The sequence below is a fragment of the Paenirhizobium cremeum genome (assembly GCF_047553425.1).
Taxonomy (GTDB): Bacteria; Pseudomonadota; Alphaproteobacteria; order Rhizobiales; family Rhizobiaceae; genus Allorhizobium; species Allorhizobium cremeum.
In genome coordinates this window covers 2,237,390-2,260,140 of the sequence record NZ_CP180217.1, presented here as the reverse complement: position 1 = coordinate 2,260,140, position 22,751 = coordinate 2,237,390, and the positions used below count along the sequence as shown (strand labels likewise).

Sequence of the window (22,751 nt, the reverse complement as noted above, 5' to 3'; positions counted from 1 at the left end):
GCTTTGTGCTGCATTCCGATATCGAAACGATCAGTCGAAAAGGCTCGAAACAGACTCTTCGGCGGCCGTGCGGTTGATCGCCTCGCCAAGCAGGTTGGCGGTGGTCAACACACGGATATTGTGGGCCGACTGGACGGCGGTGGTCGGCTGGATCGAGTCCGTGATGACGAGTTCGCGCAGCTTCGAGGATGCGACGCGCGTCACGGCGCCGCCGGACAGGACGCCGTGGGTGATATAGGCGGTGACGCTGGTCGCGCCATGCTTCAGCAAGGCCTCGGCGGCGTTGCAGAGCGTGCCCCCGGAATCGACGATGTCGTCGATCAGGATGCAGTCCTTGCCGGTCACGTCGCCGATGACGTTCATGACCTCGGACTCGCCGGGGCGGTCGCGGCGCTTGTCAACGATCGCCAGCAGACAGTCGAGGCGCTTTGCCAGCGAACGGGCGCGCACCACGCCGCCGACGTCGGGCGAGACGACCATGACGTTCTTCAGGTCGTAATGCTCCTTGACGTCACGGGCCAGGATCGGAACCGCATAGAGATTGTCAGTCGGGATATCGAAGAAGCCCTGGATCTGGCCGGCATGCAGGTCGAGGGTCAGAACACGGTCGGCGCCGGCTTCGGTAATCAGGTTGGCGACGAGCTTGGCGGAAATCGGAGTGCGGGGGCCGGGTTTGCGATCCTGGCGGGCATAGCCGAAATAGGGAAGGACCGCCGTGATGCGCCGCGCCGATGAACGCCGGAAGGCGTCGATCATAATCAGCAGTTCCATCAGGTGGTCATTGGCGGGGAAGGAAGTGGACTGAACGACGAAAACGTCCTCGCCGCGCACGTTTTCCTGGATTTCTACGAAGATTTCCTGGTCCGCAAAGCGTCTTACGCTGGCCTTTCCGAGTGGTACGTTCAGATAATTGCAGATTGCCTCGGCGAGTTGCCGGTTGGAGTTACCTGCGAATACCTTCATTTTGGCCCGCCTATTGCCCTGCTGAGAATGGGCGCTTTTTAGCGCCCTCAAGCCCGAATGCAAGAGCGAAGACGACAATGGCAACCTTTTTCGTGAAAACTATGTGACCTCGTTGCATCAACCGCGCTGGCTGTCGCGCCAGTTCACGTATTCGGCGATGGTCCGGGTGGCGATTTGCTGCATCAGGGAGGCCGGAACCGCTGCCCAGGGATCCTGGGCGCCGGATTTCAGGGTTTCCTGCCCCTGAATGCGATGCAGCCGCCCGCCGCTCGCGTCGAGCACGTCCCAGACATAGACGATGGTGACGGTGCCGCCGTCTCCGAAGGCGGAGAAATACCCCTTCAGGATGTGTTGGCTGGCGGGATCGGAGGCCGGCTTGATGGTGAGCCCGCGAGCGCGGGCCTCCGCGCCGAGCTGTCGTGACAAGGGTGTGACAGCCTGCACGGGTGCGCCGATGATCGGCAGGAAGCGGATGGTGCCGACCGCAGCGGCAGGCGGAAGGGCCGCGACCTCAGCCGGGGCAGAAGGCTGAACCTGCTGTGCTGCGACTGGCTGCGGCTGCATCGGCTGCATAGGCTGTTGCGGCTCAACGGGTTGCTGCTGCTGATACGTGGCGGACGGCGCTTCGGGATAGGCGACGGGATCGCCCGTCAGGGGCGCCGAAGCGACCGGGTTGTGGCCGGCTTGGAGCGCGGCTGCCTGTGCTTCCAGCGTGTTCTGCGGACCGGGCGTGTAGCCTTGTTCGGAAAGCGAGGCGCTTTCCATGGGATAGGAGGCGGTGGAGGAGTTGTAGGTGCCGCTCGACTGGCTTGCGAGAGAGAGATTGCCATCCGTTACCGGCTGGCCGCCGTCGCCCACCTCCATCGGCGGCGTCAGGGCGTCGGGCGTATTGCATGCCGTCAGCATGACCGTCACGATCAGACTCGTCATTGCCATGCGTGCAGGTTTCATACGCGCTACCGTCCTCGTGCCACCTCCGTGCCGATTGACGAGAATACGGCTAAAATCCTAGCAAATCCTTATGGCCGGCCTTGCGGGGGCGTTTCCGCGCAGGCTGCGCCTAGCGCACCAGCAGTTCCAGCCCGTGCCGTGAAAGCGGGCGCGGCGCGGCGGCTGTGGTAAGGTAGGTGTGGCCAAGCGTCATCGCCGTCTCGCGCTCGCTGTCCATGATAATCATGTGAACGAAGAGCGACATGTCGGGGCGGATTTCCTGGGTATTGCCGGTGTGGAACATCTGATGCTCCATCCATGAGGGCGAGAAGCGGGCGCCGAGGGAATAACCGCAGGCGTTCAACCGGTGGCGGGCAAGACCGCGTTCGTCCATGATGCGCGCATGGGTGTCGAAGACGTCGCCGAAGGTGTAGCCCGGCCGCAGCACCTCTTCGATCGCTTTGATGGCCTGGTAGCAGGCGGAGTAAAGTTCGCGGTGACGCGGGCTCGGTTCGCCAATGACGATCGTCCGCATCATCGCCGCGTGATAATGCGCCGCCGCTCCCGCCCATTCGAGCGTCAGCTGGTCCTTGTCCGAGAGCCTCCGGCGCCCCGCCTTGTAACGGCAGAGCAGGGCATCCGCACCCGAACCGATGATAAATTCATTGGCCGGATAGTCGCCGCCGCTGGCAAGGATCGCTCCCTGCATGGCCGCAAGGATCGCTGCCTCGTCCCCGCCGGCCTTAATCAGCGGCAGGGCGGCGTCGAGGGCATCGTCGGCAAGCGTTGCCGCGCGCTCGACGCAGGCGATTTCGGCCGGGCTCTTCACGAGGCGGAGTTCGCTCACGAGATAGGAGGCGTCGACGATCTCGCAGAAGTTGGTCAGCTGGTTATCGAGCAGCCGGGCGACGCGACCGGTCATGCCGTGGGTGTCGTATTCGATGCCTATGCGGGCGCCCAGCAGGTCCATCTCGCTCAGGAGGTTGCGCAGGTCGACGCTCGGATCGGCGTTCACCCGGTCGACCCAGACGACGACGTTTTCGATCGTCGAGGTATGCTTGGCCTGCCGCAGGTCGGCCGAGCGCGTCAGAAGCGTCATGGAGCCATCGGCCTTCACGACGAGCGTCTGGAAAAAGCAGTAGCCGAAGGTGTCGTAGCCGGTCAGCCAGTACATGCTTTCCTGGGCGAAGAGCAGCACCGCATCCAGCTTCTGTTCGGCCATGGCCGCCGTCAGGCGCGCGAGGCGATCCGAATATTCGCTCGGTTCGAACTGCAGGGCCATGTCATTTCTCCATGATGGCGATTGCAGAGATCTGTCGTCCGTAGTCCGGTTCGCCGGCGTGGGTGGTACGGCGATAGGAAAAGAAGGCCTGCGGATCGGCATAGGTGCAGAGATCGAGATTTTCCGCCCTTACGCCGCTGTCCGAAAGGCGGCGGACGGTCAGTCCGGGCAGGTCGAACATGGCATGGCCGGGACGTTCCGAGGGGCTGAAGAACACGTCGAATGAGGGGTCCTGGGCGAGGAAGCGCTCGACGAATTCGGGGCCGACCTCATAATTGCGGGCGCTGATCGAGGGGCCGAGGCAGGCCCGGATGGCCTCACGGCGGGCGCCGAGACCGACCATCGCATCCACGGTATTTTCCAGAACGCCGCCGAGAGCGCCCTTCCAGCCGGCATGGGCAGCGCCGATCACGCCGTTTTCCGGGTCCATGAACAATACCGGACCACAATCGGCGGTCAGAACGCCGAGGACGATGCCGGGCGTTGCCGTCACCAGGGCGTCCGCCTCGGGTCTTGCCCCGTCATAGGTTGCATCGACGACCATCACGTCAGGCGAATGCACCTGGTGAACCGTCGCCAGTTTTTCGATGGGCTGTGCGAACCATTGTGCCACCCGGCGGCGATTTTCCCGTACTCTCTCAGGATCGTCGCGGGAACCGAGCCCGACGTTGAGGCCGGCGTAGATGCCATCGGAAATACCGCCCCGGCGGGTGAAATAGCCATGCCGTATACCCGCGCCTGCGCCTGCGGCGAGTATGGGGCTTTCGATCGGCTGTGGCGCGTCGTTCATCGGCATGGTGGTCTCCGTCGCGGCGGTACCGTGCCCGGTCCGCCTGTTCCCGCATTGAAATAAAAGCGGAATTTATGTTCCTCCGGCGCGGCGATCGGCGTGATGTTGGCCATCGCCGCATGCGATGTCAATTGCCGGATTTGAAGGGTAGAACCGAAACGGCGGGGCTGGAGAGGGCGAGTACCTTGAAGAGTTCTCCCATCCTTCCTTCGCCGGACCCCGCCAGCCGCTGGACGGCTTCGACGATGTCGCGCTGCGTCCCGGCGTCCTTGTCGCGACCGAGGGACGAGGCGCGTTCCTCGATACCAAGTGCCACCAGGAAATCGCCCTGATGCAGACAGCCGTTGACATGAACGCCGGCCGTAAGCGCGCTGCGGGCCAGGGTCTCGAAGTCGACATGGCTGGTCAGGTCGGCGAGGCCCGGATTGGCGAGCGGCGGATCGAACTTGTGGTCGCGAACCGCCTGAAGCGTGTCGCCGAAGCCGGTGACCATGTGACCGTAGTCGATGATGAGTGCGGTGCCGTGATTCTGTTTCAGGCGGTCGCATATGGTCGTCAGAACAGCCTCACGGGCCGGGGATACCTCGAAGATCGTGCCATCGGGGGGAGGTGTTTCGCGCTGCGGCAGCATTTCGGGATCGAGAGTGGCGACGCCGAGCGTGAAGGAAAGCTCATTGTCGGCGTCGAGGCCAACCATGCGTTCCCGGAACCCGGTGGGCGTCTTGATGAACTGGCGGATCGGAATGGCGTCGAAGAGTTCGTTGGCGGCCAGCAGCGTGAAACCGGCGGGCAATTGGTCGAAGCTTTCGTGCCAGTGCACCTTCTGGCCGTGGTTCGCCAGTGTCTGGCGCTGCACGTCCTGCAGGCGGGGGCTGGTTTCGACGAGATGAACCGTCGACTGTTCGTAGAGACGCGGGGCGAGGCGTGCGATAACCCTGAGCATGTCGGACATCATCGTGCCGCGGCCGGGGCCGATCTCAATGAGGCGTACGTCGGCCGGTTCGCCGTGGTGCTGCCAGGCGAGCACCATGAAAACGCCGATCATTTCGCCGAAAAGCTGGCTGATTTCCGGGGCGGTGATGAAGTCGCCGGCGCGCCCGAAGGGATTGCGCGTGCGATAGTAGCCGTGTTCCGGATCGGCGAGGCAGAGGGCGAAATAATCCGTGACGCTGATCGGCCCGCCGGCAAGGATCAGCGACTTGATCTTGTCCGCAAGCGCGGTCGTCATTGGTCTTCCTCCTCCATTCCCGCTTCAGGACGCGGTGCAACGCGCGCGCCAGAGCGCCCAGAGGCCGACAGCAAGCATCGGCAGCGACAGAAGCATTCCCATGGTCAGCCAGCCGCCGGCAAGATAGCCGAGTTGCGGATCGGGTTCGCGGAAAAACTCGACGGCGATGCGGGCGACGGCGTAGAGGCTGACGAAACAGCCGGTGACCAGGCCGCGCATGCGGAAACCGCCGGCCCGGCCGATGATCTGCAGCAGCACGAACATCAACAGGCCTTCGAGCAGGGCTTCGTAAAGCTGGCTCGGATGACGGGGAAAGGGGCCGCCAGTCGGGAAGACCATGGCCCATGCCACGTCGGAAGGTCGCCCCCAGAGTTCGCCGTTCACGAAATTCGCAATACGGCCGAAGAAGATGCCGATCGGCGCGACGCTGGCGACGATGTCGAACAGGCTCCAGATCGGGATCGCGTGGCGGCGGGCAAAGAGGATCATCGCAATCGTCGCGCCGGCAAAGCCGCCGTGGAACGACATGCCGCCGTTCCAGACCTCGATCGCCCGCAGGGGGTCGGCGATGACGGAAGGCAGGTCGTAGAACAGGATATAACCGAGCCGGCCGCCAAGGACGATGCCGATCGCCACCCAGACAAGGAAATCGTCGAGATGCGCGGCGGTGCAGGGCGGCGTGCCGGCCGGCCAGAGTTTTTCGTTGCGCACCATGGCGCGCGCGACCACCCAGCCGAGCATGATGCCGCAGACATAGGCGAGACCGTACCAATGGATCGCCAGAGGACCGATGGAAAACGCCACCGGGTCAATGGCCGGGAAGGTCAGGATGGAAAGGAGTGCTGTGGCTGACGACAAGGTTGCCCCTTATGACGATGTCGGCGGAAAATGGCGTCCGATCATGGCATGGTCAAGATGGAATCTTGGCGCAGGCATGTCCGTTCCCCCTTGTTCACAAGCGAATTTCCTTGCAACCGAGGCGGCAAATGCCTACCTCACTTCAGGCCGGAGCACGTTGCCGGCCAGGGATCAGGTGCCAAGAGGAGCCAAAGCCATGTCGACCGGGCCTAACCGCATTATGGACGAATTCGCCAAGCTCATGACGGATGCCGCGGGTGCGGCGCAGGGCGTGCGCAAGGAAATGGAAACAGCCTTCCACGCCCAGGCTGAGCGCTGGCTGAACAGCATGGATCTCGTCAAGCGCGAGGAATTCGAGGTCGTCCGGGAAATGGCGATCAAGGCGCGCGACGAAAACGACGCCCTTTTGAAGCGGATCGAGGCGCTGGAAGGGCAGCTCGCCGAGAAGGCGAAGTAAGCGCCGGCGGCACTGCCCGCCTCTTTTCCGGTCCATGGGAACCGAAAAGGCGTTTGAGAGAATTTTATCGCCTGCCGCGAGAGATCGCGGTGGGCGGTTTTGTATGTGAGGCTTTGCTTTCATGCCTCGTCCGGAGCTATGCCGGATCGCGCCGTTAACAGTTTTTTATCCACATGCCGGCAGGCCGGAAAAAGCCAATCGCCAGAGTCGTTTATGGCGCCTTTCGCACTACCTGCCACAATCGCTTTCCACAGGCCCGGCGAGCAAATCGCATAACGGGGGCTGGTTCTTGGTCGGTGCCATTATACACTGATTTTAAATGATGATTCGAAGCGGACCTTCACAAGTTTCGGACAGGGTGAGTGCAGTATCCTGGGGTCCATAGGGAATCATTCCTAGTGTTGTTCCCGGTAAACTCGTGTGAGTCGTCGTTGCGTTTCGCTCGATATCCGCATTTGTCCCGGCAAGAAGGTGATGCATGAGCCTTATGGAAATGGAATTCGAACGCCAGTCCAACCCGGTCGACATGATCGAGTTCGTCGCTGCGACCAATGACTGGTCCTTCGAACGGTCCGGCGAGGACGAGATCGCCATGACCGTTCAGGGGCGCTGGGCCGATTACCACGTCTCCTTCTCCTGGATGGAGGAGTTCGAGGCGCTGCATGTCGCCTCGGCCTTCGACATCAAGATACCCGAAAACCGCGTCAACGAGGTGATCCGCCTGCTGTCGCACATCAACGGCCAGGTGCTGATGGGGCATTTCGACCTCTGGCGCCAGGAGGATGTGGTGATTTTCCGCCAGTCCCTGCTTCTGGCAGGCGGCGCCGAGGCGACCAACCGCCAGGTCGAGGTGCTGCTGTCCAGCGCGGTCGAGGCTTGCGAAGCCTATTTCCAAGCCTTCCAGTTTGTGGTCTGGTCCGGGGTCGATGCGAAGACGGCGATGGAAGCCGTGTTGTTCGAGACGGCCGGGGAAGCCTGAGCCGGGAAGGCTTGAGAATGAGTTATTCTGCAATGGGACAATTGGTACTCGTCGGGGCCGGCAATATGGGCGGCGCCATGTTGACGGGGTGGTTGAAGAGCGGCGTTCCGGGCTCCTCCGTCACCGTTGTCGATCCGGGTCCGTCGCAGACGATGCTGGCGCAGATTTCCGAGGCCGGCGCGCGCCACGTGAAGGAAGTTCCGGCCGGTCTTGCCGCCGATATTCTTTTCCTCGCGGTTAAGCCGCAGGTGATGGAGAAGGTCCTGCCGCCGCTGAAGGCACTGGTCGGTCCCTCTACCGTGGTGGTTTCCGTCGCCGCCGGCAAGACGCTCGCCTTCATGGAGAGCCATCTCGGCGCCGTGGCCATGGTTCGCGCCATGCCGAACACGCCGGCGATGATCGGCCGTGGCGTGACCGGCGCCTATGCCAATGCCGCTGTGACTGCGGAACAACGCGAGACCGTCCATCGCCTGCTGAAGGTGTCCGGCCCGGTGGAGTGGCTGAACAGCGAAGACGCGATCAATGCTGTGACCGCCCTTTCGGGCAGTGGTCCGGCCTATGTGTTCTATCTCGTGGAGTGCATGGCCGAGGCGGGCCGCAAGGCCGGCCTGCAGGCGGACCTGGCCATGCGCCTCGCACGGGAAACTGTCGCGGGGGCTGGTGAACTGCTTCACCAGTCCCCCGACGACGCTGCGAAGCTTCGACAGAATGTCACTTCACCCGGTGGTACGACGGCCGCCGCCCTTTCCGTTCTGATGGCGGAGGAGGGCATGCAGCCGCTGTTCGACAAGGCGATCGAGGCTGCGCGTCTTCGCGCCGAGGAACTGGCCGGATGAGCGCTGCCGTTTCCTCCCCTGCTTCTGCTGAAATCACCTATGCCGATTTCGAGAAGGTCGATATCCGCGTCGGCACGGTGATCGAGGCCGAGCCTTTTCCGGAAGCGCGCAAGCCGGCGATCAAGATGAAGATCGATTTCGGGCCGGAAATCGGTATCCGAAAATCATCGGCGCAGATTACCGTGCATTACACCCCGGAAAGCCTGGTCGGTCGGCAGGTGCTCGGCGTGGTCAATTTCCCGCCGCGCCAGATCGGGCCGTTTCGCTCTGAGGTCCTGACACTGGGCTTTGCCGACAAGGATGGAGCCATCGTGCTGGCTTCGGTCGAGCAGGCGGTGCCGAACGGCATGAAGATGATGTGAGCCGCCGCGCCTCAGTGGATTTCGCGGCTCAGCGGGTCGGTGAGAGCGAAGCGGTGAAAGGTTACTTCGAAGCCGGCCCTTTGCGGTGAGCAGGCGGTTACGCCAACATCCAGCGAGGCGAGTTCCGGTGGAAAGTAACCGAGCCGGGCCATTTTCCAGTTATCCGGCTCCGAAAGCCGATATTGCACGAAAAGCGCATCGGCCAGCCGGGTCACTCGGGCTTCGACGGGACCGTTTCCATCGGGCAAGGCAAAGGCCGACCAGTCCGAACGGCCGGCGACGGTCACCACCGTGCTGAAATGACGGTGGCCGTCGGTGAACTCGATCCCGCATTTCATCCAGTTTTCCCTGTCGTGGCGCAGCATCAGGCCCGCCTGATCGTAAAGAGCCTCGTAGCGGCCGGTGAAGGCGGTTTCAATGGTGAATTCACCGTCGCGGCGGCAGTGCAGGAAGTGGCCGTTGTCGTGGCGGAAGCCGTAATAGGTCCGCTGCCAGAAATCGGTTTGGTCGCCCGTGGCAAGCCGCAGATCTCCGGCGGTGATCTCGAGCAGCGGCGGCGGATTGAGCCAGTTCATGCCGTCCCAGTTTCCTGTCGTCATGGCGTCTGTCCTTTGTCTCTCGATTATGCCGGAACGCGGATGGTGGCGCGCAGGCCACCCAGGGGACTGTCGCCGAGCGTGACGTTGCCGCCGTGGCTGCGCGCGATATCGCGGGCGATCGCCAGCCCGAGCCCCGTGCCCGACGCATCGAGATTACGGGCTTCGTCGAGCCGGAAGAACGGTTTGAACACCTCGTCGCGCATGTCGCGCGGAATGCCCGGACCGTCGTCGTCGAAGGTGATGGTCAACCATTTGGCGCTGTGCCTGGCCTCGATCTCCAGCCTGTTGGCGTAGCGCCGGCTGTTGGAGGCGAGATTGGTCACCAGCCGGGTAAAGGCCGCCGGGCGGACCGCGATCTCGTCCTCGCCCTCGATCCTGGAGGAAAACTGCTTGCCATGCAGGGCAAAGTCCCCCTCGATCTTCTCGAAGAGTTCGCTGAGTTTCAGCTTGCCGACATCCTCTTCCGCCTCGCCGCGCGCAAAGGCCATATAGCCTTCGAGCATGGTCTGCATGTCCTCCACATCCTGGTTGAGGCTGTCGAGTTCGGGATTGTCGCCGGCGAGCGCGAGTTGCAGCTTGAAGCGCGTCAGGATGGTGCGCAGGTCGTGGCTGACGCCGGTCAGCATGGCGGTGCGCTGCTCCATCTGCCGTTCGATACGTTCGCGCATCAGGATGAAGGCAAGCCCCGCGCGGCGCACTTCGTCGGCGCCGCGCGGGCTGAAGTCTTCAGGCGGCCTCTGGCCCTTGCCGAAGCTCTCTGCCGCCTTGGCGAGCGTCAGGATCGGGCGGATCTGGCCGCGCAGGAACAAGGTGGAGATGACGATCAGCACCAGCGAGGTGCCGACCATCCAGAGCAGGAAGATGTGCGTGTTCGAAGCGTAGGCCGAATTGCGGCGGGCGAAGATTCGCAGAATGCCCTGATCGAGGGCGATGCGGATCTCGACCAGCCGGGAATCGCCGATCGTGTCGATCCAGAAGGGGCGCTTTATCTGGTTTTCTATCTGGTCGCTGAGGGTCTGGTCGAGGATCGAGAAGAAGGGCTTCGGCCGTGGCGCCGGCAGTTCGCCGCCTTCCTCCAGCGATATCGTCATGTCGAGATTGTCGCGCGCGATCCGGACGACGTTCTGGAGATTTTCAGGTCCGGGATAGGCGTCGATCAGCGAAATGATGGCGGCGATGTCGCGGGTCACGGCGCCGGAGAGGCGTTGCGTTACCATCTGCCAGTGACGCTCCATGAAGACGAAGGCGAGCACCGTCTGCAGGATCAGCATGGGCAGGATGATGATAAGCAATGCGCGGGCGTAGAGGCCGGTCGGGACCCGGCGCCGCAGCCACCGGACCACGCCCCGCAGGCCGCCGCCCGGGGCGCGATCTTCTCCGCGGATGCTGTCAAAGAGCGTCATTTGTCCTTCGCTTCCGTCGGTATCCGTCTTCGCCGCCTCTGCCGCCGGTCAGTCCATGCTGAGCCGGTAGCCGATGCCGCGCACGGTCTGCAGCCAGACCGGATTGGCCGGATCGTCCTCGATCTTGCGCCGCAGCCGGTTGATCTGCACGTCGATGGTGCGCTCGCCGACCTCGGTGTCGTTGCCGATCAGCTCGTGGCGGGGAATGGTTTCGCCGGCACGCATGGAAAACAACAGCATGATTTCCTGTTCCCGATCGGTCAACCTTATGACCTCCGCCCCCTTCTTCAACTCCTTGCGAAGGATGGAAAAAGTGTAGGGACCGAACATCACCTGCTCGATCTTCGGCGTGTCTGCCGCAAGATTGCGCTTCAGGATATTGTTGATGCGCAGCACCAGTTCGCGCGGGTCGAAGGGTTTGGCGAGGTAGTCGTCCGCGCCGGCTTCGAGACCGGCGATCCGCGATTCCGCCTCCGATCGGGCCGTCAGCAGGATGACGGGCACATGTTTCTGTTCGGCGAGGCTGCGGGTGAGCGACAGGCCGGACTCGCCCGGCATCATGACGTCGAGCACGAGAAGATCGAAATGCAGACTTTCGAGCTTGCGACGCGCCTCGCCGGCATCAGCCGCGACGGTGACGCGGAAACCCTGTTCTGTCAGGTAGCGGTGGAGAAGGTCACGGATGCGGGTGTCGTCGTCGACGACGAGAAGGTGTGGTGCGTCGTCGGGAATGAAGATCTTCCTGCCCATGTCATCCGTCTCCCTCGGTTGCCGCCTGATCGTCCTTGCCGGAGCGGCTCATGCCTTCGAGAAACTTGCGCACGCCCTCCCGCATTTCCGGGGTGAAGCCTTCGAGCGCGCGGGCGATGCGCTGGGATTGCGGCTCGGAGAGCGCAAGCGCCAGTTCACGCCCGGCCAGCGTCGGATAGAGCCGCCGCTGGCGGCGGTCGGCTGGGCCCGCCATCTGACGAATATAGCCGGAATCGATCAATTCCTTCAGGACACGGGCGAGGCTCTGCTTGGTGATCTGCAATATGCCGAGAAGATCGGCGACCGTCATGCCCGGGCGGCGGCTCACGAAATAGACGACGCGGTGATGGGCGCGGCCATAGCCGATCTTGGCCAGGATTGCATCTGGATCGGACACGAAGTCGCGATAGGCGAAGAACAAAAGCTCGATGGTTTCGAAGTCGATCGTCTTGTCGTCGACGACCGGCATTTCGGGAATTTCCTTCCTGGCAGCCCTGCCCACAGACTGTCGTGCCACGCGTGCATTTCCTTTCATGCGGCCCGCGACCGGCAAGCCTCGGCTTCGGCATCGGGCGGATCATTTTTCTAGTTCGGCGGCGCCTGTTCGAGCCGGGCACCAGTTTTGCGGCAAAACTATGCGCAGACGGGGAAAAACTCCAACGAAATTACCGGGATCGCACAGTTTCCGCAGGCTTTGGACAATAACTCGCTCTTCCAGGTTTCCGTTTCGTCCACGGTCGTGGTATTTCGCCGCCTGCGCGATACCGGACAGGGAGAAGACGCCATGGGACAGTTGCAGGCCGGTATCATTCCGGTGACGCCATTCCAGCAGAACTGTACGATTCTTTTCGATACGGACACCCATGAGGGCGTGATCGTCGATCCCGGCGGCGATGTCGACGTCATCCTGCAGACGCTTCGGGAAAACGGCATCACGCTCAAGGAGATCTGGTTGACCCATGGCCATATCGACCACGCCGGCGGCGCCGAGGAACTGAAGGAAGCGCTCGGGCTTGAGATCGTCGGGCCGCACAAGGACGATTTGCCGCTGCTTCAGAACATCGAGCAGCAGGCGAAAATGTTCAACGTGCCGATGACCGTTCGCAACGTCACGCCGGATCGCTGGCTGGAGGAGGGGGACCGCGTTTCCTTCGGCGAGCATGAATTCGAGGTCTTCCACTGCCCAGGCCATGCGCCGGGACATGTGATCTATTTCAACCGGGCACAGAATTTCGCCCATGTCGGCGATGTGCTCTTCAATGGTTCCATCGGGCGCACCGATTTGCCCGGCGGAGACCACCAGACGCTGCTGAATTCGATCCGGGACAAGGTCCTGCCGCTCGGAGACGATGTCGGTTTCATCTGCGGCCATGGACCGGGCGGTCGTATCGGCGACGAGCGCCGCGGCAATCCCTTCCTGCGCGGGATCTGAGGCTGCAACGAAAATGCGCCGACACGAGGCCGGCGCATCAGAGTATGACGACAATGGGTTACATTCGAAAACCGAAGCGCGCGAGCGAGGCCTGATGACCTTGGCGTGTTCAGGTTCAGCCCGAAGTGCAGAAATGCGAGCGGCCGTCATAGCCGACATAGGTGCCGGTCCGGGCATTGAAGCTGCGATAGCGGGCGGAGCAGTAGTCGTACCATTCCGGGGTCCACGGTTCGACCCCCGCATTATAGACCCGGCGCGGTGCCGGCGGATAGTCTTCGACATAGGCGGGAGCAGGGCGGACATAAGCCGGAGCGGGCCGGACATAAACCGGTTCAGGCTCAACATAGACCGGGTCCGGTTCGACGTAGACAGTGCGCGGCTGGCTGGCGATTGCCGAGCCGACGATGACGCCGGTGGCAAGCCCGAGAGCGCCAAGTGCGACTGCATCGCCGTTGTGATGATGACGGCGGTAATAATAATCGTCCGCCATGGCCGATGTCGAAGCAACAAAAGGTGCGACTGCGATCGCTGCCGAAAGCAGGGTGTATTTAGCGAACTTCATCATGGCGTTGCCTTCCGTGGCCTGAATTCTCTCATCGCTCTTTGTTAACGAGCGATGAAGGCAGGATAGAGGCCGGTGGGTGAACCGAACCTGAACGAAAAAACCCGGCAATCATGCCGGGCCGCAACGCGAGTGCCAAAGCAATTCCGAAGCGTCAGCCTGCGATCTGCAGGTTCACTGCCTTCGGACCCTTGCCGCGGCGGTCCGGTTCCGTGTCGAAGCTTACCTTCTGGTTTTCGGAGAGACCCGAAAGTCCGGAAGCCTGAACAGCGGAAATATGTACGAAAATGTCAGCGCCGCCATTATCGGGCTTAATGAAACCGAAGCCCTTGTCGGTATTGAAGAATTTTACAGTGCCAGTCTCGGCCATGCGTCAGGTCCTTTTCTCTCTGCCCGGTGTCGGCAGGGCAGCATTACGATGTTACCCGTCAGGGTGTTGCGGCACTTCGTGAAATGGGGGGAAAGCGGCTTTGTCTTGCCGCAGCATCCGATCCAAAGGCTATTGTCCCTTCGCCTCCGGAGCACACTGCCGGGGATTTTTGCGTCCCCGCACGCATCTTATTATTTTCTGCTCTTCCCATGCTCGCCAAAATGCCCGAACGGGCGAAGAGTGCTTGGTTTATTAAGAATTGGCAAGCGAAAGTTTTCTAACCCTCTGCCCGCGATAAAGATTTTGTAAAGGCAATCTTTAGGCAGTCGCGGACCTCCAGTGCGATTCGTGCCCAATACAGGTACAAATTGCATTGCAGGCGATGCATTTCGGCAAAAAAGCCTGTTCAAATTGCCCAAACTCGCGGCATGAACTTTTTTCACAATAAGGATGAAATCACGTCCCAACGGGGCTGAGGCGGGCCGGTTCCGGCAGCAATTCGACCATTGGTTTGACCGGAAATACTGGTGCACAACCCAGTTAAACCGCCGCCGGAGGCATCCTGGAGAGGAAAGGATGCAGCGGAGGGAAAGCGCCGAGGCGGGAACTGCGACCGCTGACGGTCGATGTTCCCGTTCGACAGAAAGGCGTCAGGGGGCTCGCGTGATGCGCAGGAGCTTTCCGTCTTCCTCGTCAGTGAGAAGAAGGATGGATCCGTCCGGGGCGACCTTCACGTCCCGAACGCGCCCGTATTCGCCCTGGAAGAGCCGCTCCTCGCCATCGACTGCGCCGCCGTCCTGCCGTTCGATCCGGGCGAGCAACTGGTATTTCAGCGCCGCCACCAGGAAATCGCCTTCCCATTCGGGAAACATCGCGCCGCGATAGATATCGATTGCGCCGGGAGCGATGGAAGGGTCCCAGTAATAGAGGGGCTGGTCATAGCCCTCGGCTGCCTGGCCTACCCCGATCTCCGCACCGGAATAGTGCTTGCCGAAGGATATGACGGGCCAGCCATAGTTGTGGCCGGCTTTCGGCGCATTGATCTCGTCGCCGCCCCGGGCGCCGTGCTCGACCGTATAGAGCGTGCCATCCGCCGGATCGATGACGATGCCCTGCGGGTTGCGATGGCCCTTCGACCATATCTCGGGAAGACCCTTGCCGTTGTCGGCAAACGGATTGCCGGGCGCCGGGCGCCCATCCGGGGTGATGTGAAGGATGGAGCCCGCATGATCGTTCGGGTCCTGCGCGCGGTCCATCTCGCCGCGCTCTCCAATGCCGAAGAAGAGGTTGCCGTCCTTTGCGATGGCGATGCGCGAACCGAAATGCTGACCCGTGCCGGTGAAGCGGTTCATGGCGAAGAGCTGTTTCAGGTTTTCGAGCCTGCGTTCGTCCTTGCCGAGGCTGGCGGAGAAGAGGGCGGTTCCCTGACCTCCCGGACCGGGGATGGAGGCGGTGAAATAGAGCTTGCGGCTTACGGCGAAATCCGGCGAAAGCGCGATGTCGAGCAGGCCCCCCTGGCCGCCGACGAAGATCCTGGGCAGGCCCTCGACCGGCGGGCCTGTCCTGCCGTTCCTGACGATGCGCATTTTGGCGGAGCGCTCCGTCACGATATAGGCGCCATCCGGCAGGACCTCGACGGACCAGGGGTGTTCGAGGCCGGAGGCGATCTCCGACACCTCGACCTCAAAATTCCCGGCGGGATAGCGATCCGCCGCCGACACGAAGGACGGTCCGGCCATAAGGAATGCTGTTACGACGGCTGCGCTGCCCGCCAGGGACGGCAGGCCGCGACGAATGGCGAAAGGCATGGCTCTCTCCCGTTGTCTCTCCCGGTTCGGGTTGGCCTGAGCCGGAACCCGGCTCGCCCATCCCTTTCAGACTATCTTGGGACGGGATGCCGCCGGAGCAACCCCGGCTACTCATTTTTCCATTCGTTTATCGGCGAGACGGGGGCATCTGGCGCAAATGTGAAGAGACGAGAGCAGGAGCGGGGGCGGACAGGATTTCTGCCTATTGGCCGATGCTCTCGGCATTGTCCTCCAGTCGTGCCTCCAGGATATAACGGAGCGGGCCGGGGCTGTTGGCGTCGAACGGCCAACAGGTGGAGAGGACGAGATTTCGCCCGAGCGCATGGGGATCGATACCGTTCTGATCCCAGCGGACAACGCGAGCGTCCCCGGCGATGAAGACCAGCCGCCTGCCGTCCCTGCGCACGACCTCGAGCCTGTCGCCGCGGCGGACGTCCTTCAGCCAGGAGAAGTGGGTGTCCCGGTGGGCGGCAATCACGGCGGTGCCTTCCTCGCCGGGCAGGGGCGTGCCGGTCAAAAGCGCGGGACCGAAGGCGAGGGCTTCGCCGCTGGCGCCTCGCAGCACGATGGCCGAACGGGCGATGCGCGGAGCCGTGATCCTCGCCTCGGTCTCGAAATCCGCCCAGGGCCACGGACGGGCCTCGGTCGCTCCTCTTGTGGCTGCGGCGAAACTGCGTTCCAGCAGGATCTGCGCCACCGAGGCCTTGGCCTTGATCCATGCGCCATCGGCGATGAGGGCAAGGCCGACCGTCGCGACGATGCCGATTGCGAGGAGCAGCGTTCTTTCGAAGGGGCCGAGTAGCCGCCAGAGCGACGGCCCGCCCCGTTTGCGCTCGGGTTCAGATGTCATGGCGTCGCGCCATGCTCTGCATCAGGTCCCTGATGCCCCTGCGCCATAGAGCCAGCGTCGCGGTGGCCATGACGGCAAAGAGAAGCATCAGCAATCCGATCAGAATGTGCCGGTCGGCGAGCGTGGCTGTCTGGGGCAGGGCGACCTGTGCCGCCGACTGCGCGACGAGCTTGGCGGCGGCCGGCGTCGGGGCTGCGAGCATTTCCATCTCCGCCGCCTCGGACTTTTCCCATATGGCGGGGTTCAGCGGACGGCCGTTGGCAGGGTCGCCGACGCGCTGGCGTTCGTCCTGCCCGAAGACCTTGTCGAAATCCCATCCGGCCGGCAGGTTCAGCGGCAGCTTGGCTTGTCCGAGATCCTCCCCGGCAGGCCGGGAGGGCGTGACATCGACAGCGACGAGGCTGGTCATGCGGGAGACGAGATGATGGGCAAGCGCGACCTCTTCGATCTCCTTGTCGACGGCCGCGGCGTCGCTGCGCTGGGAGGCGCCGGCCTCGATATCCTCGATCTTGCGCCGCGCCCAGAGCTTGGCGATGCCGTCTCCTTCGGCTGCACCGGCAATATCCATCTCGACGCGCCAGGGCTGGGCGCCGGTCTTGCCGACGATCTGCAGCTTGCCGGCCGGCGCGGAGCCCTTCAATTCGGCCGTCAGCACGACCGGTTCGCCGGCATAAAGGTCCGGCATCGGATCGGGGGTGATGTCCTCGGCTTCCGCGCCGTCAAACGTTGCGGCGATATCGGTCATGACGGGATTTTCAAGCTTGGAGAAAAGCTCGCCCATGCGTTCGGCCACCTGTTGTTCCGAGCCGATATGGGTGAAGGTGCCGCGGCCGATCTCCGCCGCACGAGTCATGAGATAGGAGTTCGGTGCCGAACCGATGCCGACGGTGAAGACGCGGGCATCGCCCCGACCGGCGGCGATTTCGTTGAAGAGCTGCTGCTCGTTGCCGATGGCGCCGTCGGTCAGGAAGACCACCTGCCGAAGGGCTCCGGACGAGCGCGGACCCTGATTGCGCAGGGCCGTCTGAAGGGCCGGCAGCATTTCCGTTCCGCCTTCGGCGTTCAGGCCGCGGACATAGGCAATGGCCTTCTCCCGATTGTCGGGGCTGGCGGGCACGAGGCCGCCGAAGAGATCCGTCATCGTGTCGTCGAAGCGGATGACGTTGAAGCGGTCGGCGGCCTTCAAGGTCGAGATCGCCAGCGCCAGGGCCTGCCGTGCCTGCTCGATCGAGGGGCCTGACATGGAGCCGGAATTGTCGATCACGAAAACGACTTCGCGATCCTGCTTCGATGTCCCGGGGTCAGGTGCAGCCGGCGGCGTGACGAAGGCAAGCAGGTAGGTCCTGCCGTCCACCACCTGACGGAAGAGACCGGCATTGGGCGTCTTGCCGGCTTCCGCTTTCCAGGTCAGCTCGAAATCACGGTCGGCCGGGACGGTTTCGGTTTTCAGCGCGATGCGGCGATGCTCCCTGCCGTCTTCCGTAACGTCGATCTGGTGGAACGGCGACCGTATCTCGCCGAGCGCGAAACCCGCCTTCAGGTCGACCGTTAGCGCGACGGGATTGATTTTGGCGTTCTCGCGCGGGTCGAGGACGGGCGCCTCGATCTTTTCACGGTTCTCGACCGGGTCCTGCGGCATGGCAAAGCCGACATTGCCGTTGAATTCGACGGTTTCGACGATCGGCTGCGGGTTGTAGCGCGGGGCGACGACCATGGGGAAACGCAGCGAGAATTCGCCGCCCGACTGGCGTATGCTCTGCTGATACTCGATCTGCACGACAATGGTTTCGCCGGGGCCGATATTGGCGACCTGATTGGTGAAGATGTTCGGGCGCTGCTGTTCGAGGAGAGCAGCCTTCTTGCCTTCCTCCTTCGCCTTTTCGTAGATCTCGCGTGCTTCCTCGCGCGGCTTGATCTGTCCTTCGATGAAGCGGGTGCCGATCTGCATGCGGAGTTCGTCCACGGCGGAATTTTCCGGCAGCGGGAAGACGTAGGTTCCCTCCACCCAGCCCTTGGACGGGTTCTCGAAGCGTTGCGTGACCTTGACGCGGGCGATCGGACCGGTGACGTCGATCGCCACATCGGTCTTCAGGCGCGGCGCCTCCACGAAAAATCCCGGTTCCCTGGCGGGAAAGAGCAGGCTGCCCATGTTCATGTCGTTCGGGCGAACCAGCGCGGGCGAACCGGTTTTTTGCGGCCCGGTCTCGGCATGCGCGGTGACGGCAAGGCCGATCAGCATGGCGATGCAGGCGAGGAGGCCGGCTGCCGCCACGAGCGTGCGATCGAGAATACGTTGCAGGAATGCGGGCGCGACGATCTTGTCCTCGTCCAGAAACATGATGATCCCCTTGAAACCGAATAATGCTCAATGGGGAGATGAAAGCCGGGGTTGTGGACTTCTCGGCGACCGAATTGCGGCTTGGTGCGGCATTTATCGTGGCGATATCGTGATTTTTCGGCTTTCGGCCGCATCGGTCGAAGGCGGCTCGGTCTGCGACGGGTCGGGCGGGATCGCTTTAGACCTTGCGCCGGCAGGCTCAGGAGGTGCTGCCCCGCTTTCCGAAGACGCGTCCGGGGCGGGTGGGATTGGGTTGGGCGGCGGCCGGTCGCGCGCCCGTGGCGCGCCATGGCTGTGTTCCACCGGCGGATGGCGCATCATCCGCAGTCGGGGAAAAGGATGCTTCGGGAAACATTTCGTTGAAATTGGTGGGCGCCAGTTCGGGACGGGCGAGGGCATAGCCTTGAAGAAGCGTAACGCCGAGATCGGAGCAGAGCTCGACCTGCCAACCTTCCTCCAGCCTCTCGAAGATGGGGTCGATGCCGTCGTCCCTCAATTGTCGGACAATGACCTTCAGAAGCGCGAAGCCGGCCGTATTGTGCATGTAGTCGCGCACCCAATCGCCATCGAAGCGCACGAAGTCGGGCTTGTGCCGGCGAACGACCTCTACGCTGGTTTCGCTCGCTTCGTAGTTGGAAATGGAGATGCGGAAGCCGGCCTGCCGCAACTGACGGATGGCGTTGGCGATCAGCCTGCTCTCGCCGGCGTTGGCGTTGATGTCGCAGACGATCCTGTCGGGTTGCAGCGCCACCTCGTGGCCGGCAAGGCGTATGCGGTCGAGTTCCAGGCGCATCGCCGCCGGCTCGATATAGAGTTGCGGCTGGAAGCTGACAAAAACACCGGAACGGGCGCGGTTGAGGCTTCCGACGTTGAGGATATGGATGCTTCTGAGCAGGCTGTCGACGGATGCCAGATCCTGTGGCTCGACGAGGGGAAAGAATTGCGACGGCGGATAGGGTTCCTCGTTGCGTTCGGCGCGCACGAGGCCCTGGAAGGCATAGACGTCGAGAACATCGTCGGAAATGCGCCGGAAAATCGGTTGCAGCGCCGAGCGCAGCACGAAGGGGCCGTAGGCGGTCGACCATGCGCCCGTCATATGCACGAGACGGCTGTAGATGCTGGTCTGGCCCATTCTTCCTTCCGCTCTCCTTCTCAACCCTCGGTGGGTGCGAATTCTACCCTGCAAGACTTACCTGAATATTAAGAAAATCTTAAAAAGCGAAAACGTCGCGGTTTGTGCCGTGCGGGCCGCTTTCCGCTTGAAACGCAGCGACTCTTTCGCCATAGAACTTGAACCTGGGGCCTTGGCCGATCGAGGTTCCTTCGTTCAACAGCTTCAGGACAATCACAATGGCATTTCTCGCCGACGCTCTTTCCCGTGTAAAGCCTTCCGCAACTATCGCAGTCTCGCAGAAAGCACGCGACCTGAAGGCAAAGGGACGTGACGTCATTGGCCTCGGTGCAGGTGAACCGGACTTCGATACCCCCGATAACGTCAAGAAGGCCGCTATCGACGCGATCAATCGCGGCGAAACGAAATACACGCCGGTTTCGGGCATTCCGGAACTGCGCAAGGCGATTGCGGCGAAGTTCAAGCGCGAGAACGGGCTTGACTACGACTGGCAGCAGACGATCGTCGGCACCGGCGGCAAGCAGATTCTTTTCAACGCCTTCATGGCAACGCTTAACCCGGGCGATGAAGTCGTCATTCCGGCGCCCTACTGGGTTTCCTACCCGGAGATGGTGGCGCTTTGCGGCGGTACCCCGGTCTTCGTTTCGACGAAGCAGGAAAACAACTTCAAGCTGACGGCTGAAGAACTCGAAAGCGTCATCACGCCGAAGACCAAGTGGTTCGTTTTCAACTCGCCGTCGAACCCGACCGGTGCCGCCTATAGCGCGGACGAACTGAAGGCACTGACCGACGTTCTGCTCAGGCATCCGCATGTCTGGATCCTGACCGACGACATGTATGAGCACCTGACCTTCGGCGATTTCAAGTTCGCGACCCCGGTTGAGGTCGAGCCGAAACTCTATGACCGCACGCTGACCATGAACGGCGTATCGAAGGCCTATGCGATGACCGGTTGGCGTATCGGTTATGCTGCCGGACCGCTCCAGCTCATCAAGGCGATGGACATGATCCAGGGCCAGCAGACCTCGGGTGCTTCCTCGATCGCCCAGTGGGCCGCCGTCGAAGCTCTCAACGGTCCGCAGGATTTCGTTGCGAAGAACAAGGCCATCTTCGAAGCCCGTCGCGACCTCGTCGTGTCGATGCTCAACCAGGCGACTGGCATCAAGTGCCCGAAGCCGGAAGGCGCCTTCTACGTCTACCCGTCCTGCGCCGGCCTGATCGGCAAGACAGCGCCGTCGGGCAAGGTGATCGAAACCGACGAGGACTTCGTGTCCGAACTGTTGGAGGCCGAGGGCGTTGCCGTCGTGCATGGCTCGGCTTTCGGTCTCGGCCCGAACTTCCGCATTTCCTACGCGACTTCGGAGGAACTGCTCGAGGAAGCCTGCAAGCGCATCCAGCGTTTCTGCGCGGCCTGCAAGTAAGCCTTCAATCGTCTTTCCTTGAAAAGAAAGGGCGGAACCTTCGGGTTCCGCCCTTTTGTTTCTGTGGTCAGCCTGACCGGCCGGCTGGCGATCACCTGGCCGGTTGGGTGGCCGGGACGCCGAACAGCTTTTCCCGTTCGCGATAGATGGCCGGGAGGCTCAGAAGAGCCAGCGATCCGATTGCAACGATCGTCTTGGTCAACTGCGAGAGTTCGCCCACGCGGCCATCGACATAGAAGACGAGATAGGCGATCAGGACGTGCCAGACGTAGATCTGCAATGAATGACGGCCGAGGAGCTGCAGATAGCTCAGCGAGAACACGCCCGTTGGCACGGATGCGATCTTGCGAACGATGGGGTTGACGTGGCGAGGACCTGCGATCAGCAGCCACGACAGCCCGTATGCTGCGGCGGCGAAGTTCACCAGGTAGACGAGGCCGAAATCGGCGCGCACCTCCATCATTCCGAATTTCTCCAGCACGACGCCGGGCATCAGTTCGTGAGCCGTGAGGATTCGCAGCGGCAGGAAGAACAGGCAAACCGCCAGCGCCATCTTCGCCAGGAAAGTGTCTTCGGGATTGAAGACCTGCTTCCAGTCGATGCGCTTCATCGAGGTGAGGCTGCCGGCGACCACACCTGCGAAAAAGACGATCTGCCAGCCGAGTAGATTGAAGCTTGCGCGCAGGCCCTCCTTGTCCGGTGCGCCGGCCAGCCATTCATTGAGCGGATAGGTCAGGGCCCTGTGCAGACCGAGCTGGCCGGCAAGCCAGATAAGCAGGGAGGCGATGGCAACCGCAGCCCAGCGTCCGTTTATGCAGAGCCAGATGACCATCGGGGAGAGGGCCAAATAGATGATGTATTGCGGCAGAATATCCATGAAGGTCGGCTGAAAGAGGAAGGCGCCGATCGCGGAGAGCCTTGCGACATTGTCGAGGTGGGTGCCGCCGAGCCAGTTCTGCCATATGCCGGCTGCGCCGGGCAGCAACAGTTGCAGGACGAGGATGGCAAGCACCACCCCCATGGCATAACGATAGAGTTCAAGCGCGCGGGACCAGACGCGGTCACGGCCGACGGCATAACCGTCCTTCATCATCTTTCGCGCATAGACCATGCCGGTCAGCAGACCGGACAGAAATACGAATCCCTGGGCATCCTCCACGAATGCGAGATTGCGATGGTTGATTTGAACGAGCCACAGCCCGCCCGTGAAGACCAGATGGTTGATTAGCATGAAGACGAGGAAATAACCCCGCATGCCATCGATGACGTCCAATCTCTTCAAGGTTTGGCTCCCGAGTTTGCTCCCCGGTGACCTGGGCGAGCGTTCTTGCCTTACATCTTGTTGACAATGGGGCGAGCCGCTGAGCTTGGTGTGGACCGCCTGAGTGGGAACGGCGATGG

Annotated in this window: 23 protein-coding genes; 6 read left to right on the top strand and 17 right to left on the bottom strand. The window is 62.3% G+C overall.

Going from position 1 to position 22,751, the window contains the following annotated elements; translation table 11 throughout:
• Positions 1–30: 30 nt before the first annotated feature.
• The 6 genes from ACLBKR_RS11175 to lgt form a co-directional block, all read right to left on the bottom strand.
• On the bottom strand, positions 31–963 hold the full coding sequence (locus tag ACLBKR_RS11175) for a ribose-phosphate pyrophosphokinase (protein WP_112830997.1): 933 nt from the start codon (positions 961–963) through the stop codon (positions 31–33).
• 117 nt (positions 964–1,080) lie between these two features.
• Complete coding sequence (locus tag ACLBKR_RS11170; RefSeq protein WP_113448363.1) at positions 1,081–1,914, bottom strand: hypothetical protein; 834 nt, start codon at positions 1,912–1,914, stop codon at positions 1,081–1,083.
• Between the two features lie 109 nt (positions 1,915–2,023).
• Positions 2,024–3,175 carry a M24 family metallopeptidase gene (locus tag ACLBKR_RS11165; protein ID WP_113487371.1) on the bottom strand — a complete coding sequence of 384 codons (1,152 nt, stop codon included), beginning with the start codon at positions 3,173–3,175 and terminating at the stop codon, positions 2,024–2,026.
• A 1-nt stretch (position 3,176) separates the two neighbouring features.
• Positions 3,177–3,965: a peptidoglycan editing factor PgeF gene (gene pgeF, locus ACLBKR_RS11160; protein ID WP_414901777.1), complete on the bottom strand. Its 789-nt coding sequence runs from the start codon at positions 3,963–3,965 to the stop codon at positions 3,177–3,179.
• 127 nt (positions 3,966–4,092) lie between these two features.
• A complete protein-coding gene (locus tag ACLBKR_RS11155) occupies positions 4,093–5,193 on the bottom strand; it encodes a class I SAM-dependent methyltransferase (protein WP_113448360.1) in 1,101 nt (366 codons plus the stop codon).
• Between the two features lie 24 nt (positions 5,194–5,217).
• Positions 5,218–6,051, bottom strand: a complete 834-nt coding sequence (lgt, locus tag ACLBKR_RS11150; RefSeq protein WP_414899321.1) for a prolipoprotein diacylglyceryl transferase — start codon at positions 6,049–6,051, stop codon at positions 5,218–5,220.
• A 196-nt stretch (positions 6,052–6,247) separates the two neighbouring features.
• On the opposite strand from lgt, the gene ACLBKR_RS11145 reads away from it, so the two are divergent.
• The 4 genes from ACLBKR_RS11145 to ACLBKR_RS11130 all read left to right on the top strand — a co-directional run bounded on the left by ACLBKR_RS11145 (position 6,248) and on the right by ACLBKR_RS11130 (position 8,685).
• Positions 6,248–6,508, top strand: coding sequence for an accessory factor UbiK family protein (locus ACLBKR_RS11145; protein ID WP_112830991.1), 261 nt, complete (start codon positions 6,248–6,250; stop codon positions 6,506–6,508).
• Positions 6,509–6,986: 478 nt separating this feature from the next.
• Positions 6,987–7,487 (top strand): YbjN domain-containing protein, encoded by a 501-nt coding sequence (locus ACLBKR_RS11140; RefSeq protein WP_112830990.1) that lies wholly within the window; start codon positions 6,987–6,989, stop codon positions 7,485–7,487.
• A gap of 17 nt (positions 7,488–7,504) precedes the next feature.
• A complete protein-coding gene (gene proC / locus ACLBKR_RS11135) occupies positions 7,505–8,323 on the top strand; it encodes a pyrroline-5-carboxylate reductase (RefSeq protein ID WP_112830989.1) in 819 nt (272 codons plus the stop codon).
• A complete protein-coding gene (locus ACLBKR_RS11130) occupies positions 8,320–8,685 on the top strand; it encodes a tRNA-binding protein (protein WP_112830988.1) in 366 nt (121 codons plus the stop codon). The genes proC and ACLBKR_RS11130 overlap by 4 nt, the downstream gene beginning before the upstream one ends.
• An 11-nt stretch (positions 8,686–8,696) precedes the next feature.
• Here the strand turns inward: ACLBKR_RS11130 and ACLBKR_RS11125 are convergent, their stop codons facing one another.
• From ACLBKR_RS11125 to ACLBKR_RS11110, 4 genes are read right to left on the bottom strand one after another with little or no spacing between them, the layout of a single operon-like run.
• Positions 8,697–9,284 (bottom strand): DUF1349 domain-containing protein, encoded by a 588-nt coding sequence (locus tag ACLBKR_RS11125; RefSeq protein WP_113339162.1) that lies wholly within the window; start codon positions 9,282–9,284, stop codon positions 8,697–8,699.
• A 23-nt stretch (positions 9,285–9,307) separates the two neighbouring features.
• On the bottom strand, positions 9,308–10,687 hold the full coding sequence (locus ACLBKR_RS11120; protein WP_113425022.1) for an ATP-binding protein: 1,380 nt from the start codon (positions 10,685–10,687) through the stop codon (positions 9,308–9,310).
• Positions 10,688–10,735: 48 nt separating this feature from the next.
• Entirely contained in the window at positions 10,736–11,437 is a 702-nt protein-coding gene (locus tag ACLBKR_RS11115) for a response regulator (protein ID WP_113448357.1), read from the bottom strand.
• 1 nt (position 11,438) lies between these two features.
• Entirely contained in the window at positions 11,439–11,972 is a 534-nt protein-coding gene (locus ACLBKR_RS11110; RefSeq protein WP_162757628.1) for a MarR family transcriptional regulator, read from the bottom strand.
• Positions 11,973–12,221: 249 nt separating this feature from the next.
• Between ACLBKR_RS11110 and ACLBKR_RS11105 the strand changes: the two genes are divergently transcribed.
• The gene (locus ACLBKR_RS11105; protein ID WP_113339159.1) at positions 12,222–12,869 is read left to right on the top strand and encodes an MBL fold metallo-hydrolase; all 648 of its coding nucleotides are present in this window, start codon (positions 12,222–12,224) and stop codon (positions 12,867–12,869) included.
• Between the two features lie 115 nt (positions 12,870–12,984).
• Here the strand turns inward: ACLBKR_RS11105 and ACLBKR_RS11100 are convergent, their stop codons facing one another.
• From ACLBKR_RS11100 to ACLBKR_RS11075, 6 genes are all read right to left on the bottom strand, one after another.
• Positions 12,985–13,434 carry a BA14K family protein gene (locus ACLBKR_RS11100; protein ID WP_113339158.1) on the bottom strand — a complete coding sequence of 150 codons (450 nt, stop codon included), beginning with the start codon at positions 13,432–13,434 and terminating at the stop codon, positions 12,985–12,987.
• A gap of 151 nt (positions 13,435–13,585) precedes the next feature.
• Complete coding sequence (locus tag ACLBKR_RS11095) at positions 13,586–13,801, bottom strand: cold-shock protein (protein ID WP_003494703.1); 216 nt, start codon at positions 13,799–13,801, stop codon at positions 13,586–13,588.
• A gap of 650 nt (positions 13,802–14,451) precedes the next feature.
• Complete coding sequence (locus ACLBKR_RS11090) at positions 14,452–15,609, bottom strand: PQQ-dependent sugar dehydrogenase (RefSeq protein ID WP_414899320.1); 1,158 nt, start codon at positions 15,607–15,609, stop codon at positions 14,452–14,454.
• A 202-nt stretch (positions 15,610–15,811) separates the two neighbouring features.
• A complete protein-coding gene (locus ACLBKR_RS11085; RefSeq protein WP_113448356.1) occupies positions 15,812–16,459 on the bottom strand; it encodes a class GN sortase in 648 nt (215 codons plus the stop codon).
• Positions 16,449–18,797 carry a marine proteobacterial sortase target protein gene (locus ACLBKR_RS11080; protein WP_113448355.1) on the bottom strand — a complete coding sequence of 783 codons (2,349 nt, stop codon included), beginning with the start codon at positions 18,795–18,797 and terminating at the stop codon, positions 16,449–16,451. The genes ACLBKR_RS11085 and ACLBKR_RS11080 overlap by 11 nt, the downstream gene beginning before the upstream one ends.
• Before the next feature lie 199 nt (positions 18,798–18,996).
• The gene (locus tag ACLBKR_RS11075; protein WP_113339155.1) at positions 18,997–19,929 is read right to left on the bottom strand and encodes an EAL domain-containing protein; all 933 of its coding nucleotides are present in this window, start codon (positions 19,927–19,929) and stop codon (positions 18,997–18,999) included.
• A gap of 218 nt (positions 19,930–20,147) precedes the next feature.
• On the opposite strand from ACLBKR_RS11075, the gene ACLBKR_RS11070 reads away from it, so the two are divergent.
• Positions 20,148–21,350 carry a pyridoxal phosphate-dependent aminotransferase gene (locus tag ACLBKR_RS11070; RefSeq protein WP_112831704.1) on the top strand — a complete coding sequence of 401 codons (1,203 nt, stop codon included), beginning with the start codon at positions 20,148–20,150 and terminating at the stop codon, positions 21,348–21,350.
• Positions 21,351–21,441: 91 nt separating this feature from the next.
• On the opposite strand, the gene ACLBKR_RS11065 is transcribed toward ACLBKR_RS11070, so the two are convergent.
• Positions 21,442–22,632, bottom strand: coding sequence for an OpgC domain-containing protein (locus ACLBKR_RS11065; RefSeq protein WP_113447206.1), 1,191 nt, complete (start codon positions 22,630–22,632; stop codon positions 21,442–21,444).
• Positions 22,633–22,751: the final 119 nt, after the last annotated feature.